Origin of the sequence: Natranaerofaba carboxydovora (genome assembly GCF_022539405.1) — a bacterium.
In the GTDB taxonomy this organism is placed as follows: Bacteria; Bacillota; Natranaerobiia; order Natranaerobiales; family Natranaerofabaceae; genus Natranaerofaba; species Natranaerofaba carboxydovora.
The window spans coordinates 3097151-3113952 of record NZ_CP054394.1 but is presented as its reverse complement, the minus strand read 5'-3'; the positions used below and the strand labels follow the sequence as shown (position 1 = coordinate 3113952).

Below are 16802 nucleotides of genomic sequence, written 5' to 3'. Positions count from 1 at the left end.
CCCCAATAGTTAATCATTATTATCTTTGTTATTTTTCTCCACTAAGATAGAATTTATAAGGATATCTTTTGCCTGCCATGAAGTTAAAGATTTAATATTATCATCGTGGATAATATAGTATATTTCACCGTCCTTTTCCACTTCTATAGAAACCTGATTAGAAGCCTCATTTTCTTCATTGGAATATATTCCTGGGTTTATTTTTTCTCTATCAATAGGATTTTCTTTTGTTAGGTCAATTTCTGGTTCTATTAATAAGAGAGGGCCTACATATATCAATCCTGAAATTAACAAAAAAGTTATTAACACCTTCCATCCGCTGGTCAAATTACTTGAAGGCCCTTTGTCTAACCAGTCTTTCCAGTGAATCCTCACTAGACCTACTCTAAGCTTCCCGTCTCCAAGCATACCCCGAGAAACTCCCCGATAGATTGGATGAATTCCAGAACCAATAAAAACATGCCCCAATAAAAGTAAAATAAGCAGGGGGAAGAGCAGCTGATGTATAAAAGCAGATCCAGTTATTATATTTGGAGACAAATGATTTGTTAACATTCTAAATAGCCCGCTTATAGCCATCAAAAAACTTCCTATGAGCATGCCACTACCAAGAAGCTTCTGTCCAGGATTAATTTTACCGTTAAAAGAGGGCATTTTAATTTTGGCAGGAAGTAACATAAATAAAGGAAATTTCAAAAACCACTTAACATCTTTTATCTGCCAACCAGAATAATCTGACATATAAAGAATAAATCTTCTAAAATATATAATTATTAAAACAACGGGAACTATAATAAAAACTACACCAATAACTCTATGTATAACCATACTAGATGCTATTCCCGCTACAGGCGTGGCTATAATAGGATAGTAATAAGCAAGCCCCGTAATAGTTAGCAGAAAAAAACTTATCAGATGAAACCAATGTACAAAACGGGCTAATCTGCTATTTCTTTTTATAAGCACATCCTCAGGAAGTTTTTTTGACGGAGGAAGTTTATTTCTAGCTAACATTTTTTTAATTAGTTTTACCAACATAACTTAAAATCATCTGCCTTTTTCATTAGTTATTTCACAATTCAATTTTTACTATTTCTATCCTATCCACTTTATGCCTTAATATACTTTGCGAGCTTTTTAGGAAATTCCCAGCGCAATTAATTTTACAACCAAAATTTAAAGAAGCCCGGCTTAACTACCAAAAGGTCCACTGGTATTAAACCGGGCACAGCACCAAAAATTGACTATAATAGACTAAAAATTTAAATATGATTCTAGTTCAAAAGTCAAAGATCTAATTCTTATAGCCTTTTAGATGAGCAACTCTATTCTTACACTCATTGAACTTACCATCATTGAAACCACTTATTTTAGTTTCACCTTCTTCATCTAGAGTTTCTTCAAATACTCCTAGATATCCGGTAACCCTTCTTACCCTTTGTATTTTTTTAGATCCACATACGGGACAGCTTTTTTCATCAATAACACCATTGTGATTACAGCCAAGACACTGATCTACAGGGAAATTCACAGAAAAATATCCACAATCATTTTCTACTGCTCCGTCCACCAGGCGCTCAAAGGCTTCTATATTCCCTTTTGGCGCAGCATCTAGTTCAACATAATTTATATGCCCTGCAGGTGTGTATTTATTAAAAGCAGATTCACGTTTAATCTTCTCATAAGCACTTATAGGATACTCTACAGGAATATGAAATGAATTGGTATACCAATCTTTATCGTTAACTTCAGGAACAACCCCAAATTTTTCTCTATCTAACTTTGTAAACCTACCTGATAATCCTTCAGCCGGAGTTGCCAAAAGACTAAAATTCAAATTGTATTCACCTGAAGCCTCTTTACATAATCTATCCATAAATTCCACTATCCGAAGCCCTGTTTCAAATGACTCATAACTTTCGCCGTGGTGTTCTCCTTTTAATACCTTTAAGGCCTCTGCCAGTCCAATAAAACCAATTGATAAAGTACCATGTTTTAAAGGTTTTTCCAATTTGTCTTCAAGCTCAAGACCTTCGCTGTCTAGATATAGTTTTTGCCCCATCAAAAAAGGAAATTCCTTGACTTTTTTACTGATCTGAACTCTATATCTATCGTAAAGCTGCTCCACCACAAGCCTGTGAGTTTCTTTTAGTTTATCATAAAACTCTTCAAGGCTATCACTCTCTAAAGCAAGTCTTGGAAGATTAATCGAAGTAAAAGAGAGATTTCCTCTACCTTCTGTAACTTCACTGTCCTTGTCTCTATTTGATATGACCCTGGTCCTACAACCCATGTAGGCTATAATTTGAGGGTCTTCTTCCCTATAGAAGTAAGGTGCATTAAATGAAGCATCCTGATTTGAGTAATTAGGGAAAAGCCTCTCACATGAGACTTCATGGGCAAGCTTTCTCAAGTCATAATTAGGATCGCCAGGTTGTTTGTTAATTCCTTTTGCCAGTGAAAAAATCAAATTTGGAAATATTGGCGTTTCCCCTTTTCCAAGCCCCTTTTTGTAAACTTTTAGAAGCATCTCTATGACCAGACGCCCTTCAGGGGTTGTATCTAAGCCAAAATTAACCGAGGTAAAAGGAACCTGGGCACCCGCCCTGCTGTGCATGGTATTTAGATTAAATACAAAAATCTGCATGGCCTGATAGGTTCTCTTTCTGACAATTTTCCAAACTTTTTCTTCTAAATCCTCATCTACGCCTACTTCTTCAAGTTCTTTTTTTACCTTATCAAAAGTCTTTTTGACATAAGGCACCATGGAATTATCAAAGGCTACATATGACTGCCCGCCGTGCTGATCATTTTGGTTAGACTGGAAAATAATACAGCTTAAAGAAGCTGCGGATTCTATTGACTTTGGCGGACTAATCCAGCCATGCCCTGTATTAAATCCTTCTCTTAGAAGCCTGTCCAACGGAATCTGAAGACAAGTAGTCGTACCTATTGCAGCAAAATCAGCATCATGTATATGTATGTATCCATCTCTATGAGCTTTTGAATGTTCTGGCTTTGCATAATGGCTCAAATATACTCCTTTCATTGCTTCTGAGCCGCCCTTTAGCATCTTGCCCATTGGGGCATCTCCGTTAACATTTGCATTTTCCTGATCTCTAGTCTTTAAAACCCTAAGCAGTTCCTGCATCAAGCTTGTATTAGCTTCCCTGATCCTATCCCTATCATTCCTATATATAACATAAGCCCTGGCTGTCTCAAATAGTTCTGCTTCCATCAAGGTGTTTTCCACAATTTCCTGAATCTGAGGTACTGTTGGTGCCTTTAGATCTTTTTCTATTAGTTTTTGAATCGCCTTGTAGGTTAGAGATAATGCCAGGGTATGGTTGTCATCTCCTACAGCAGTAAAAGCTTTCTTAATAGCCTCTGTAATCTTTGATGGATCAAAGGGCTGTGTTCGCCCATCCCTCTTGGTTACCCTTGAGGGCATACTACCAAAAGCTTCTAAGCCTACTACCCTCTCCTCGATCCTTTCCTCGCTCATAGAAACCTCTCCTTTAAAAACAAATTTGCCTGCTGACTTATAAGATTTTACCACATAAATTCTTTAGCTAAAACAGGACTTTTTTCTCTTAGACTTTCTTTTACATAAATAACTCTTTGATTTGTTGAACCTCTAAACTTAAGGCCAATATCTTTATTATCTTTAACAAAGGGCCCATCAATAAGGAGATCGAGTTGTTTTAAAAACTCGATCTTATCATCATCTTCTATCTGTAATAGCTCTTCAAAATAATAACCAGTATAACCAACCAGTTTATAATCACTTTTCAAGTAATCAGCCAAATATTTAAACGAACCTGCCTGGAAAAAAGGATCTCCACCAGTAAAGGTTACTACATTTGACAGTGGATATTTTTCTACTTCTTTAATTAGCTCAGAAAGAGTATAGGATTTACCTGAATTAAAATCATGAGTTTCTGGGTTATGACAACCTTCACATTTATGATTACAGCCCTGGGCGAAAATTGTAAAGCTGATCCCTCCAGGGCCATTAACTACACATTCAGGTATTATACCAGCTAGTCTGACCGTTCTCTTAGTTAACAAATTTTGGTTCCCTCCAACTTATAAAACATTGTTCAAACTAACCATTTCTATGGCTGAGTTAGCCGCATCCCAACCTTTATTACCTGCTTTTGTTCCTGCTCTTTCTATAGCCTGTTCAACATTTTCTGTAGTAAGCACCCCAAAAATAACTGGTATCTCACTATCTAATCCAATCTTGGCTACGCCTTTACTCACTTCATTTGCAACATAGTCAAAATGAGGTGTATCTCCTCTTATTACCGCTCCAAGGCATACTACTGCATCAAACTTGCCAGAATTAGCTGCTTTTTTGGCTGCCCAGGGCAGTTCAAATGATCCAGGCACCCAAATTACACCTATGTCCTCTTCATTTCCTCCATGTCTTTTGAAAGCGTCAATTGCACCACCTAATAACCTTGAGGTTATCATTTCATTAAAACGCGATACCACAATTCCTAGTCTAATCCCATCTGCTTTTAACTGTCCTTCATAATTTTTAACCATAATTTTCTGCCTCCCTTATATTTTTAATTATTTCAGCATAAAAATCAATAGACCTCTAATCCCTTTTTATTATTAAAAATTTAATTCTCTAGGCCCTTTATTTTAAAAAGGGCTTGAAAACATTTATTGTTTTCCCTCATTATTGGTTTTTTCAAGCATATGTCCCATTTTCTCTTTTTTAGTTCCAAGATAACAAGAATTATAATCATTAGGTTCAATCTCCAGAGAAACCTTTTCAACAATTTCTAGACCATATCCTTTTAGTCCTATAATCTTCTTTGGATTATTAGTTAAAAGCTTAATTTTGTCTAGACCCAAATCCCTAAGCATCTGAGCCCCTATACCATAATCTCTTAAGTCTGCAGGAAACCCTAAAATTTCATTGGCTTCCACGGTATCTTTACCTTCATCCTGAAGTTTATAAGCTTTAAGTTTATTTACAAGGCCAATACCTCTACCTTCCTGGCGCATATATAATACTACTCCAACCCCTTCATCTTCTATCTTTCTAAGGGCAGTAGTTAGCTGATCCCCACAATCACAGCGAAGAGAATCAAGAACATCTCCTGTCAAACACTCTGAATGAACCCTAACAAGAACCGGTTCATTAGCTTCTCTAGGATTTCCTTTTACAATTGCAAGATGATGGTCATTATTCATCTCATCTTGATACACATAAACTTTAAAATGACCATGTTTTGAAGGAAGCTCCACACTTGTCAAGCACTTAACAAGTTTTTCAGATTTTCTCCTGTATGCAATCAAATCAGCAATCGTAATGATTTTTAGGTTGTGTTCTTTCCCAAATTCAACTAGCTCAGGCAGTCTAGCCATCGTACCGTCATCGGACATAATCTCACATATAACTCCTGCAGGCTCTAACCCAGCAAGCCTTGCGAGGTCCACAGCTGCTTCAGTGTGGCCCGCTCTTTTTAGTACACCTCCAGACCTTGCCTCTAATGGGAATATATGCCCTGGGCGTATCAAGTCTTCCGGCTTAGTTTCAGGATCCATTATCTTTTTTATGGTAAGTGCCCTTTCGTAAGCCGAGATCCCTGTATCACATTCTCTAGCATCTACTGACACGGTAAAAGCAGTCTCTTTATCATCTGTATTTTCCCTGACCATGAGAGGTATCTCAAGCTCTTTTAATCTTTCACCTTCTAAAGGCATACACACCAATCCTCTACCATATTTGGCCATAAAATTAATATCCTGAGGGGTGACTTTTTCTGCAGCCATTAGAAGGTCTCCTTCATTTTCCCTGTCCTCATCATCAACAACTATAACCATTTTACCTCTTTTTATGTCCTCTAGCGCTTCAGATATGGAATTTAATTCAAACATTCTATTATCCGCCTCCTCCAAAAATATATAGGTTAACAAATTATTTTTAATATCCTAACTCTCTTAAATTCTCAAGGGTTAATTTTGACTTTTGTCCCTCATTGGTATATCCTTCCGCCCCTTCGTTATCTTCTCTTCCAAGAAGCTTTTCTACATATTTGGCAATTATATCAACTTCTAAATTAACTTCATCGCCTTCTTTTAGTTCCCCTAGAATCGTTTCACCTGCAGTATGAGGTATCAAACCTATACTAAACCAATCATTTTCAGCATCAATAATGGTAAGACTCACCCCATCTATAGCAATAGATCCTTTTTGTACCATATATCTCGATAATAATTCAGAAATTTTAAAAGTATATACCAGGGCTTTCTCGTCCTTTTTCTTATCAACCATAGTTCCAATGCCATCAATATGCCCTGTCATAATATGACCGCCAAGACGCTTTGATGGTGTCATTGCTCTTTCTAGGTTAATTCCTGAGTCTGGCTTCAAGTTTCTCAAGTTAGTTTTCCTGACTGTTTCTGGCATAACATCTGCTGTAAAAGAGTTTTTATCAAAATCAGTCACAGTTAAACAAACTCCGTTAGTTGCAATGCTGTCTCCAAGTTGGATGTCTTCCAAAATTTTACTTGCACTAACTTTTAACTTCATCATTTCTCCCTGCTTCTTTAATGATTTCATCTTTCCGACTTCTTCAACTATCCCGGTAAACATTTTCTCTTACCACCTCCCTATCTCACATATTAGTCACATACAGGATAACCTGTAACCCTTATATCACCATCAAACATCCGGACATCCATGTCACAAAGTTCTAAAGCATCCTTTATTTTGCTGGTACCAGCTCCTCCAACTGATGTAATAGCACTCACCCCACCGACAACTTTACTGCCGATGTAACATATCACCTTATCAGCCAATTTAAGATCAACAAACTTTCCATGCACCCCTTGACCACCTTCGATCAATATGCTGTCATAGCCTTTTGTCCCTAATAAATTTAACAGTTTTTCAATATCAACCTGTTCTTCGCCTTCTTTTTCCGGATATTTACAAGAACAGGTTATAATTTCTACTCCTTTATAATTTAGTTTTTCTTTTTTAGCTTCTGGTGCTTTATTTGTTGTCGCCACAATTGTAGGAATCTCCTTTGCTGTACTTACTAGATTTGAATCTAGTGGTATTTTTAACTCACTATCCAAAACTATCCTTACAGGATGATGATAAGTATACAAAGGATGACGACATGTGAGCATGGGGTCATCCTTAATTACTGTTTGTATACCAACCATTATGCATGCTGTCCTAGCTCTCCACAGATGTACATCTTCTCTTGCTTTGTCATTTGTTATCCACTTAGAATCCCCGGTATGACTTGCAATTTTACCATCTAGGCTCATTGCCCATTTTAAAATTACAAAAGGCCTTTTAGTCTGGATATATTTTTCAAATATATCATTTAAAATTTTTGCTTCTTTTTCCTTAACTCCTATTTTTACTTTTATCCCGGCATCTTTAAGCCTTTTTATTCCTTTGCCACTAACATTTTCATTGGGGTCCTTTCTTGCTATCACCACTTCACCAATCTTGGCTTCTATTATTTTTTCTACACAGGGAGGGGTTTTACCATAATGAGAGCATGGCTCCAAAGTCACATAAATAGTACTACCCTTAGCCTCATCACCAGCATCATTTATCGCCACAACCTCAGCATGTTGACCTCCAAACACTTCATGGAATCCTTCTCCAATAACCCTATCATCCTTAACAATTACAGCACCAACAAGAGGGTTTGGATTAGTCTTGCCCCACCCTTTTATTGCAAGTTCTAGCCCTTTCTCCATATATTTTTCGTCCATTTCTGTTATGTTATCCACAAAGGTTCACCACCCCAAATAAAATACTCCCTGAAAACCTCAGGGAGTAAATTTTTTAAAAGCATAATTAGACATCATACACCATTATCAAAAAGCTTCTAAACCTTCTCCCATCCAGACTCTTACTGTCGGCCCCAGAATTTCACCAGGTCAGCCATATCGGCTCGCGGGCTTTACCGCCGGTCGGGAATTTCACCCTGCCCTGAAGGTTTTCATATTAACTTTTTCAATAGGTATTTTAACCCATCTCATCGGTTTTGTAAAGACAAAGATTTTCAGTCTTGCCCTGTTGGCTTAAGGGTTGGAAATAAAATCACATCTCTAATTGATGTCGAATCCGTCAAGAACATTACCAAACGATCTATACCAATTCCAAGACCACCGGTAGGTGGCATACCATACTCAAGAGCTTCAATAAAATCTTCATCCATCATGTGAGCTTCTTCATCTCCTGCATCTCTCTTAGATGCCTGAATTTCAAACCTTTCTTTTTGATCAATAGGATCATTTAGCTCAGTAAAGGCGTTAGCTATCTCGCTACCCATGACAAACCCTTCAAATCTATAAGTAAGAAGAGGGTTATCCTCGATTTTTTTAGCCAAAGGAGACACTTCAACGGGGTAGTCCAATATAAAGGTTGGCTGTATTAGTTTGCCTTCAACTCGTTCTTCGAAAATCTCATTTAAAATTTCGCCCCAAGTTGAATCCTTTTCCACTTCAAGCCCAAGTTCTTTTGCCACTTCTTTTGCCTTTTCATCTGAGTCAATATTACCAAAATCATAACCTGTCTCTTTTTTGACTGCTTCTACCATAGTAAGCCTTGGCCAAGGTGGAGTGAAATTTAGCGTATGATCCTGGTAGTTTACTTCTGGCGATCCAAAAACTTTTTTTACCACACTATAAACTAAGTTCTCAGTTAATTCCATCATATCATGGTAATCTTTATATGCTTGATAAATCTCAATTGATGTAAATTCAGGATTGTGTTTAGTCGATATCCCTTCATTACGGAATATACGCCCAATCTCGTATACTTTGTCAAAACCACCAACAATCAATCTTTTGAGATGCAGCTCCGTGGCTATTCTCATATAAAGATTCATATAGAGGGCATTATGAAATGTCTTAAAGGGTCTTGCATTGGCACCCCCTGTAAGAGTATGTAATATTGGGGTTTCAACCTCTAAGAAGTCCAAATCGTTTAAATACTCCCTTATCGACTGAATAACTTTACTTCTGATTTTAAATGTTTCTCTAACTTCAGGGTTTACTATTAAATCAAGATACCTTTTCCGGTAGCGAAGCTCTACATCTTTTAAGCCATGCCACTTTTCAGGAAGGGGCCTTAAGGACTTAGAAAGAAGCCTAAAATTTTTTACTTCAACAGTTATTTCACCTTTTCTAGTTTTAAAAACAGATCCTTCAACTCCTATTATATCTCCAAGATCGAGTTCTTTATATACCTCATAATTTTCTTCTCCTACATTATCAATTCTTGTATATATCTGAATAGTTCCACTAGTATCTTGCAGTGTAGCGAATCCAGCTTTACCATGTCCACGTTTGGCCATAACTCTTCCTGCTATTTTAACATCTTTTTCTTCAAAGCTCTCATAATCTTCTTTTATTTCACTTGCCAAATTTGATGGTTCGTACTTCTCGCTATATGGCTCTACATCTTTGTCTTTGAACTTTTCTAGCTTTTCTCTGCGTACTTTTATTAGCTCGTTCAAATTTTCTTCTGTCATTTTTACTGCACTCCTTCCCAAAACAATTGCTACTTCAAAAACTTAAAAAAATGGAAACCCCGGAATTGGGGTAATTCCGGGTGTTAATCATTTTTTATATCAATAATTTTATACTTAATATTTCCTGCTGGAACCTCAACTTCAATTGTCTCCCCAACCTGCTTTCCAAGCACTGCTTCTCCGACAGGGGATTCATTTGAAATCTTATTTTGAGTCGGGTTAGATTCAGCATAACCTACTATAGTATACTCTAGATCTTCATCAAATTCAAGATCTTTTAATATTACAGTATCACCAATAGAAACGGTTTTAGTATCGTTTTGATTTTTATCTATTACTTTGGCGTTTTTTAACATTTTCTCCAAAGTTATAATCCTTCCTTCTATAAAGGCCTGCTCATTTTTGGCATCATCGTATTCACTATTTTCACTTATATCCCCAAAATCAATGGCTGTTTTGATCCTTTCAGCAACTTCCTTCCTCTTAACAGTTTTTAAATGTTCTAATTCCTGTTCTAATTTTAAAAGTCCATCCCTAGTAAGAATAACTTCTTTACTTGCCATTTAAAACTTCTCCTCTCTTTCATGATATAATTTATTACAAAATAATCCGTTTTCCTTCAACTCATTATATGCATTTTTAATGTTCTTATTTACTAAAAACAAAATTCTATATTTTACCTTGTAACTACCGTTTTAAATCACCTCTTGTAGAGACGCTTATTTTGCAAATTTTGCTACATTTTAAACTAACAGCCCTCATTTGTCAACTAAATAGTAATATCTACTCGGGTCACAGATATTTCCTAATAGAACAAAAATTGTTGACGCTTACTTATTATCGCTATTTAGGCCTCTTTTAGTTTCATTCTCTCTTTTTCGGCATTTTTCTTTATATTTTCTATTTCATCATTACTCAAAGCCCTTTCGAAACTTCTAAATCCAGCTAAACCAAAACCATGCTTATTGGCCAGGTGGTTCATCTCATCGATTTGTTCAATAGTCAAATCACGGCCGAGAGTAAAAGATTCGTACTTACCTTCAAGGGCCAAAATCATCGTTTCTGCCATACAGGCATAAGCTGTACCTTCAGGAAAACCAAAATTAAAATTAAAATCTACATCTCCCGGCACCTCAACCACTCCACCTTCTATAACCAAAACATCCTCACGCAAGTTTGCAACTCTCCAAGAAACATCTCTTGGTCTTGCAACATCACAAACTATAGCTCCAGGCTTTAGCTCCGAACCATCAATTACCGATTCAACTGATCCCGTAACAGTTATGATAATATCCGCACCTGAAACAGCATTTTTAACATCTTTTGAAATCCCAACAGCTAAACCAGTTTTATTTAATATTTTTTGAGCAACATTATTGAGCCTTTTCTCTTCTCTACCAACAATAGTCAAAAAACGCGCTTCTCTCGCTAAATATTCAGCAGTAACCGCTCCTATCGACCCACCTCCCCCAACTATACATATTCTAGCGTTCTTATAATCATAGCCCATATGGTCGCTTGCTTTTTTTACACCTTCAATAGCACTAGCAACAGTATAACTGTTGCCTGTAGTTACAGGTATATCCAAATTTCTTGAAACAGTAATGCCGCCATCTCCTACAACAGCAGTCAAAGCACCAAGCCCAACAATCTTAGCACCCCGCTTCTCGGCTAATCTCCCCGCCTTTATAATCTTATTTAAAACAAACTCTTCTGGTAGCCTAAATATTTGATTACTTGAAAGAGGACATGCAACAAAAGAGCCTTTCACTTCATTATGGGGCGATTTGACTCCTGTAATATCTGAGACTTTAAACGGCGGTACAATACTTGAAAGTCTTTCTAATATAGGTTTTGGTAATTTTTGTACCACAGGAAATTTTTTTGCAAAATCTTCTGTTTTTATCGGGTGAATAATAAAAGCAAAATCATCCATATTTTAACTTCCCCTTTCAGTGACTAAATCATTTTCTTTATCAAAATTGATCACCGTAGGTTTAAAATCAAGTTTATCAAGGGCGTCTTCATATTCTTCTTTTGTCAGCTCACTATCTTTATTTTTCATAGCTACCAGTAGAGCTTCCATTACATTTGTACCAAAAGCCCGTCCGTTAAGAACAGGTGTGGTGGTAACCACCTTTTTAACCCCTTTTTCTTTTAAGTTCTCCTTATCTTCTTTGGTTATGGTGTTTGTTATTATAATTTTATTTTTTAAATCTTCGGGTATATACTTATTTATATAATGAAAATCCCCAGCTATTACATCGGCCCAGTGGTAATACTTCTCAAACTTTTTTTTCGTTTCATTCTGCCTTTCTCCCGTCGGATAAAGCTTTTCAAATGGTATATTCCTAACAACAGGGAAAACAACTTTCGCCAGTTTACCAAGGGTATTTAATGATTTTATCGGAAATGGTATGCCAAGGCTAAAAATCACATCCCCATATAATATTTCACACCCAAAATCATTTATACTCTCAGCCATACCAAACCTGTCTAAAGCGCAAACCATTAGAACTTTTGTTTTTTCATCAAAAATATCATGTTCTTTATTAATATTTTTAATAACTCTTCTTTCCAAAGTATTTTTTAGGCCACTTCCATCTAGAATTGGAGTTTTTTTAGCACAATTGACAATTTCTTCAGCTTCTTTTATCATATACCTCTGTTCACCAGAGACCAGATATAAATCCATTCCTCCAAGGCCAAAGGCATCAACCTCACCATCTAGCTCTTTAATTAAATTTTTCATCTCATTCATATCTCCGTCTGTGCCTATTCTTTCTATCACAAACTCTTCCCCTAAAAAATTATGCTTAACTTTATTATCTCGCTTTTTAGATCCAAGACTAACACTTACAATTCTTTTCAAAGTTTCACCCTCCAAAAAAGCAGGCTGTATACAATTAAAATTTAAGATTCTGGTGCAAAAAGTCTATTCACAAAAGTAAAGTGTTTAAATTTATGTAATTTTACTCAAAGTATTCTTTAAAGTCTCAGGGTTTAAATATATATCTTCTTGTATAGGAGATTTTCCTAAAGATATCTCTATAACGTCTTTGTCTAGTAAAGCTTCGATAAGATTTATCCTATAATCTGAACCAATGACAACAACAACATCTATTCCCCTTACCTCAGAACATAGTTCCATGATTTTATTCAAAAGCCCTTCTCCAGTCTTATCTTTAATCCAGTCCCATCTTTCTTTTTCTGTCAACAAAAAAGTATAATCCACTCCATAATTATTACAAATCTCCATCAACTCTGTTTTATTTAATAAAGGGAATCCCACAACAGCAATACTTCCACCCTTTCTAATTTCCCCTAATTTTTCAATTTTAGAAATAAACGAACGGTCAATTCCAATCTTCTTCGATACTTCTCTTTGACTATAACCTTTTTTTCTAAGTTTTAAAACTTCTTGAATGACTGACTCTATTTTTTGATAACTAATTAGTTTTTCTCCGATCCTCACTAGATCCATTTATCCCTCTCCTATAAGCAATTATTATACACACTACTTTGTACACAATGTGTGCACCACTAATTTTAGTTTATTTTTTTCCCCAAGTCAAACTGATAAATCCTTTTTTACAAATATTTGTAACTTCAGTTAATGGTTCTCTTCCTCCAAAAAAAATATACCAGGAATTATAACCCTGGTATATTACAAACCCAATAAAATAAGTATATTTTATTATACTACTGCCTGATCTTTTATATTTTCCCATTTACCACAGCGTCCTCCCCATCTTGCAAGAAGACTCCCTTCTGCCTCAATATTTACTATTTCACAAATATTCGGGCATCCATCACACTCAAAACTTGATGCATCATATTGTATATTTCCAGCTCCAAACCCTCTAAATTTTGTCTCTTCTGATTCTTTCACAGTATCTTGTGCTAATAATGCCGCTCCAATAGCACCCATTACATTAAAGTTGTCTGGAATAGTAACATTTTGTTCTAAAGCTTCTTCAAAGGCATGGTGTATGCCTTTATTGGCAGCAACACCACCCTGAAATACTACAGGACCCAAAATTTCTTTGCCTTTACCAACATTGTTTAGATAGTTCCTGACCAAGGCTTGACAAAGTCCCTTTACTATATCTTTGTTTTCATGGCCCATTTGCTGCTTATGTATCATATCAGATTCTGCAAACACCGAACATCTTCCAGCAATTCTGACTGGATTTTTTGATTCTAATGCCAAATCTCCAAACTCCTCAATGGGCACCCCTAACCTTGAAGCCTGATGGTCTAAGAATGAACCTGTTCCTGCAGCACATACTGTATTCATTGCAAAGTCTACTACTATACCCTGCCTTAATATAATTATCTTTGAATCCTGTCCCCCAATTTCGAGAACCGTTTGTACTTCAGGAACCTGATGTGATGCAGCTACAGCATGAGCAGTTATCTCATTCTTGACAGTATCTGCCCCGACGATTACACCCGTCAGAACTCTTGCACTACCAGTGGTCCCAACGCCACAAATTTGAATATCATCCCCAAGATTTTTTTCTGTCTCTTTTAGCCCTTGTTGCACAGCTTTAATAGGCTCTCCCCTTGTCCTCATATATTTAGAAAAGAGCACTTCACCTTCACTATCAATTACTACAAAATTAGTACTCACAGAACCTACATCCACGCCCAAATAACCTTCTTTCATTTTATCCAACCTCCTTACGGCGTTTCTTTCTCATTAAGTCCACAAACGCTTCAATACGGGTTTTAATCCCGGCTTTTCCTGTTTGCTCATCTAAGAACAGGGTAAGTACTGGTATATCATAATCTTTCGACACTTTAGGCATTATACTTTTAGAAACTATTTCCGGTATACAGGTAAAAGGCGCTAAATGTACTACTCCGTCAAATCCCTTTTCCCCGTAAAGGACAGTTTCACCGATACTGTTTTGACCATGTCCACCTATAAGCTGATCAAGATAGGGCTTTGCAGCCTCTTTTATATCTTTTTCCCCATCGGCCACAGTATTATCCCGGGTCCAGCTAGTTAAGTAGATAGATCTATTTACCTCTACACCCATTTCACCTAACATCTCTTCTATGTCTGCATTTACTGAGGGCTCTAACACTACATAAATTTCTCCGATAAGCCCAACTTTTATTGGTTCATACTCTGAGTTATCTTTTACATTTTCAAGCAAACTTAATCCTTCTACCCTAGCTTCTTCTATCTCTTTCGCATTTCTTGCTTCTTCTATATATGAAAACCCTTTGTTTAAAGCTTTGCTTGCAGCGCCATAGTTCTTCTGTCTGGGACGAACTTTGCTAGCTTTAATTTCCAAATCATCTAGAGCTATTAACTTTTTCCAGGTTCTTTTCAGGATATCAGCTGTTCTATACCAAGAAGTTTTTCCTTTAAGTTTCCTCGTTTTTTTAAAAAAGTCCCAGGGCGCCCTTAAAGGGGGGTCAAAAATTACCAACTCTGGATTATACCCTAAATCATTTAAAATCTTTTCATGCATTTTTCCATAATAACCTGCTCGACACGGTCCTACACCTCCTGAACTCACAAGCATATCTGCTCCCTTTTCTAAGACTTCTAAGTAAGTGCCTGTCAGGACCTTAAAAGGTAAGCAGGCAAACTCAGGAGAATGAGTGGTTCCATATGATAAAGTTCTTTTACTAGGGACCGGTGGCTCTATTGGCTCGTGGCCAAACTCTTCAAGCATCATTTTAAAAGCAATATAAGAAGGACCCATCTTTGGAAAGGAAACTTTTCTCATTTAAATCCCCTCTTCCTGTTTAACATATCTACAAAAGCTTCAAGCCTTGTGCTCATCCCCGCATCTCCTGTATGTTCATCAATGGCAACAGTCATAAACGGTATATTGCCCTGATTTTTACATTCTATTTCTAAAAACTTATCAACCATGGCGTCAGGCCCACAGCCAAAAGCTGTCACATGAATTACTCCATCCACCATTTTCTTCTCTAATAAGTACAAACAAGCTCTAATGGTATTATTACTATAATACCAAAACATTTCTTTAGATAATTTCTTTTTCTGCCTAAGAAGTTCTTTCCCTGGGATGTTTTCCACTGTTAATACATCAACACTCATTTTCTTACATTTATCTAGAAGATCAACACTTATATAAGGATCATAAATTGTATATGGATAGCCTAACAGAGCAATTTTTACAGGGTTTTCGGCTACCATTTTATTTAGTTCTTCTTCAGATTTTTCACCTTTAATTATTTTCCAGGCAAGTTCTGGCGAAGCCTTTTTTTCTAATAATTTTTGATGTCTATAATAAATTTTTTTTGATTTGACATATGCTTTAAAAACTTCCCAGGTTGATTTACCTAACTTTTCACCAAGCCTCTTAAAAAATTTCCATAGTTCAAACTTGCCTTTTCTAAGATCTAACCTTAGATCAATCAAAGGAGGTAAGTCTTTAATCGAATGTTTAACCATATCAGGAAGCCCCAAAAATTTTGGACAGGTTGTTTCCTTGCCATCAAGACTAACTAACCTTGGAACAAATAAGTAATCAACTTTGTGCTTTAAATCTTTTACATGTCCATGATAAAGTTTTATTGGTACACAGGCATCATTAACGGTTTCCTTAACACCGTCATCTAACACGCCTTTATTGCTTTCCCTAGAAACAAGCACCTCACATCCCAATTCTTCAAAAAACGAATTCCACAACGGAAAAAAAGAATAATATGCCAAAGACCTAGGCACACCCACCCTGTAAGACATGCCACTCTCCCCTTTCTAAGCTACATTCAGCATGACATTTAATATAATATACGGGCCTTTTAAATTCTATCATATTTAATAATTATTTCCTAATGCATTTTATTTTTATTTTATTATACTTTTTTACCATAATATTATTTTAAAACTATAAAGTAAATATCTATTTTGTAATTTATAGTGAATATTTCTATTGCCAAATAATAACACTGTTTTTTTATAAAACCATTAAACAGGGGACTGATGCGAAAAACATCAGTCCCCTGTTTAAAAAATTTATCCTTATTTTTTACTTGATCGTTTTTTAAAACTAATTAAGTAAAAGAAACAATTTTTAATATATTTATTAAATGCTTGACTAACTTACTCCTTAACAGTCATTTGCTCTTCATGATGTTCTTTCATAGTCTTTGCAACTACAGCTCTCAATCCCCACGAAACACCTAATATTACAGCCGGCACCAATACATATAACAACCCTTGCATAACATCTCACCCCACTTAAAAATTTTTAGATCCCCACAAACTTCAAGTTTTAA

Annotated in this window: 16 protein-coding genes and 1 riboswitch; all 16 genes read right to left on the bottom strand. The window is 36.1% G+C overall.

Translation table 11 applies throughout. The features are described from left to right. Positions 1 to 9: 9 nt before the first annotated feature. The 16 genes from ACONDI_RS14765 to ACONDI_RS15730 all read right to left on the bottom strand — a co-directional run bounded on the left by ACONDI_RS14765 (position 10) and on the right by ACONDI_RS15730 (position 16749). Entirely contained in the window at positions 10 to 1038 is a 1029-nt protein-coding gene (locus ACONDI_RS14765) for a cytochrome b/b6 domain-containing protein (protein ID WP_241079295.1), read from the bottom strand. A gap of 256 nt (positions 1039 to 1294) precedes the next feature. Further along, positions 1295 to 3505, bottom strand: a complete 2211-nt coding sequence (gene nrdD, locus ACONDI_RS14760; RefSeq protein ID WP_241079294.1) for an anaerobic ribonucleoside-triphosphate reductase — start codon at positions 3503 to 3505, stop codon at positions 1295 to 1297. A gap of 47 nt (positions 3506 to 3552) precedes the next feature. Beyond that, complete coding sequence (gene nrdG / locus ACONDI_RS14755; protein WP_241079293.1) at positions 3553 to 4071, bottom strand: anaerobic ribonucleoside-triphosphate reductase activating protein; 519 nt, start codon at positions 4069 to 4071, stop codon at positions 3553 to 3555. Positions 4072 to 4089: 18 nt separating this feature from the next. Then, a complete protein-coding gene (gene ribH, locus ACONDI_RS14750) occupies positions 4090 to 4554 on the bottom strand; it encodes a 6,7-dimethyl-8-ribityllumazine synthase (RefSeq protein WP_241079292.1) in 465 nt (154 codons plus the stop codon). A gap of 123 nt (positions 4555 to 4677) precedes the next feature. Beyond that, positions 4678 to 5901 (bottom strand): bifunctional 3,4-dihydroxy-2-butanone-4-phosphate synthase/GTP cyclohydrolase II, encoded by a 1224-nt coding sequence (locus ACONDI_RS14745; protein WP_241079291.1) that lies wholly within the window; start codon positions 5899 to 5901, stop codon positions 4678 to 4680. 46 nt (positions 5902 to 5947) lie between these two features. Next, complete coding sequence (locus ACONDI_RS14740; RefSeq protein ID WP_241079290.1) at positions 5948 to 6619, bottom strand: riboflavin synthase; 672 nt, start codon at positions 6617 to 6619, stop codon at positions 5948 to 5950. Positions 6620 to 6648: 29 nt separating this feature from the next. Further along, on the bottom strand, positions 6649 to 7764 hold the full coding sequence (gene ribD, locus ACONDI_RS14735; protein WP_420848215.1) for a bifunctional diaminohydroxyphosphoribosylaminopyrimidine deaminase/5-amino-6-(5-phosphoribosylamino)uracil reductase RibD: 1116 nt from the start codon (positions 7762 to 7764) through the stop codon (positions 6649 to 6651). Positions 7765 to 7880: 116 nt separating this feature from the next. Then, a riboswitch (FMN riboswitch) is annotated at positions 7881 to 7996 on the bottom strand. A 61-nt stretch (positions 7997 to 8057) separates the two neighbouring features. Then, positions 8058 to 9530, bottom strand: a complete 1473-nt coding sequence (gene lysS / locus ACONDI_RS14730) for a lysine--tRNA ligase (protein WP_241079288.1) — start codon at positions 9528 to 9530, stop codon at positions 8058 to 8060. Positions 9531 to 9613: 83 nt separating this feature from the next. Next, a complete protein-coding gene (gene greA / locus ACONDI_RS14725; RefSeq protein WP_241079287.1) occupies positions 9614 to 10093 on the bottom strand; it encodes a transcription elongation factor GreA in 480 nt (159 codons plus the stop codon). A 284-nt stretch (positions 10094 to 10377) separates the two neighbouring features. Further along, positions 10378 to 11466: a shikimate dehydrogenase gene (locus ACONDI_RS14720; RefSeq protein WP_241079286.1), complete on the bottom strand. Its 1089-nt coding sequence runs from the start codon at positions 11464 to 11466 to the stop codon at positions 10378 to 10380. Between the two features lie 3 nt (positions 11467 to 11469). Next, positions 11470 to 12402: a quinate 5-dehydrogenase gene (locus ACONDI_RS14715; RefSeq protein ID WP_241079285.1), complete on the bottom strand. Its 933-nt coding sequence runs from the start codon at positions 12400 to 12402 to the stop codon at positions 11470 to 11472. A 90-nt stretch (positions 12403 to 12492) separates the two neighbouring features. Then, the gene (locus ACONDI_RS14710; protein ID WP_241079284.1) at positions 12493 to 13014 is read right to left on the bottom strand and encodes a helix-turn-helix domain-containing protein; all 522 of its coding nucleotides are present in this window, start codon (positions 13012 to 13014) and stop codon (positions 12493 to 12495) included. 213 nt (positions 13015 to 13227) lie between these two features. Continuing rightward, positions 13228 to 14202: an acyl-CoA dehydratase activase gene (locus ACONDI_RS14705; RefSeq protein WP_241079283.1), complete on the bottom strand. Its 975-nt coding sequence runs from the start codon at positions 14200 to 14202 to the stop codon at positions 13228 to 13230. Between the two features lies 1 nt (position 14203). Then, entirely contained in the window at positions 14204 to 15280 is a 1077-nt protein-coding gene (locus tag ACONDI_RS14700; RefSeq protein ID WP_241079282.1) for a CoA protein activase, read from the bottom strand. Next, complete coding sequence (locus ACONDI_RS14695; protein ID WP_241079281.1) at positions 15277 to 16266, bottom strand: acyl-CoA dehydratase activase-related protein; 990 nt, start codon at positions 16264 to 16266, stop codon at positions 15277 to 15279. The genes ACONDI_RS14700 and ACONDI_RS14695 overlap by 4 nt, the downstream gene beginning before the upstream one ends. A 360-nt stretch (positions 16267 to 16626) precedes the next feature. Continuing rightward, entirely contained in the window at positions 16627 to 16749 is a 123-nt protein-coding gene (locus tag ACONDI_RS15730) for a hypothetical protein (protein ID WP_277397791.1), read from the bottom strand. Between the last annotated feature and the right edge of the window lie 53 nt (positions 16750 to 16802).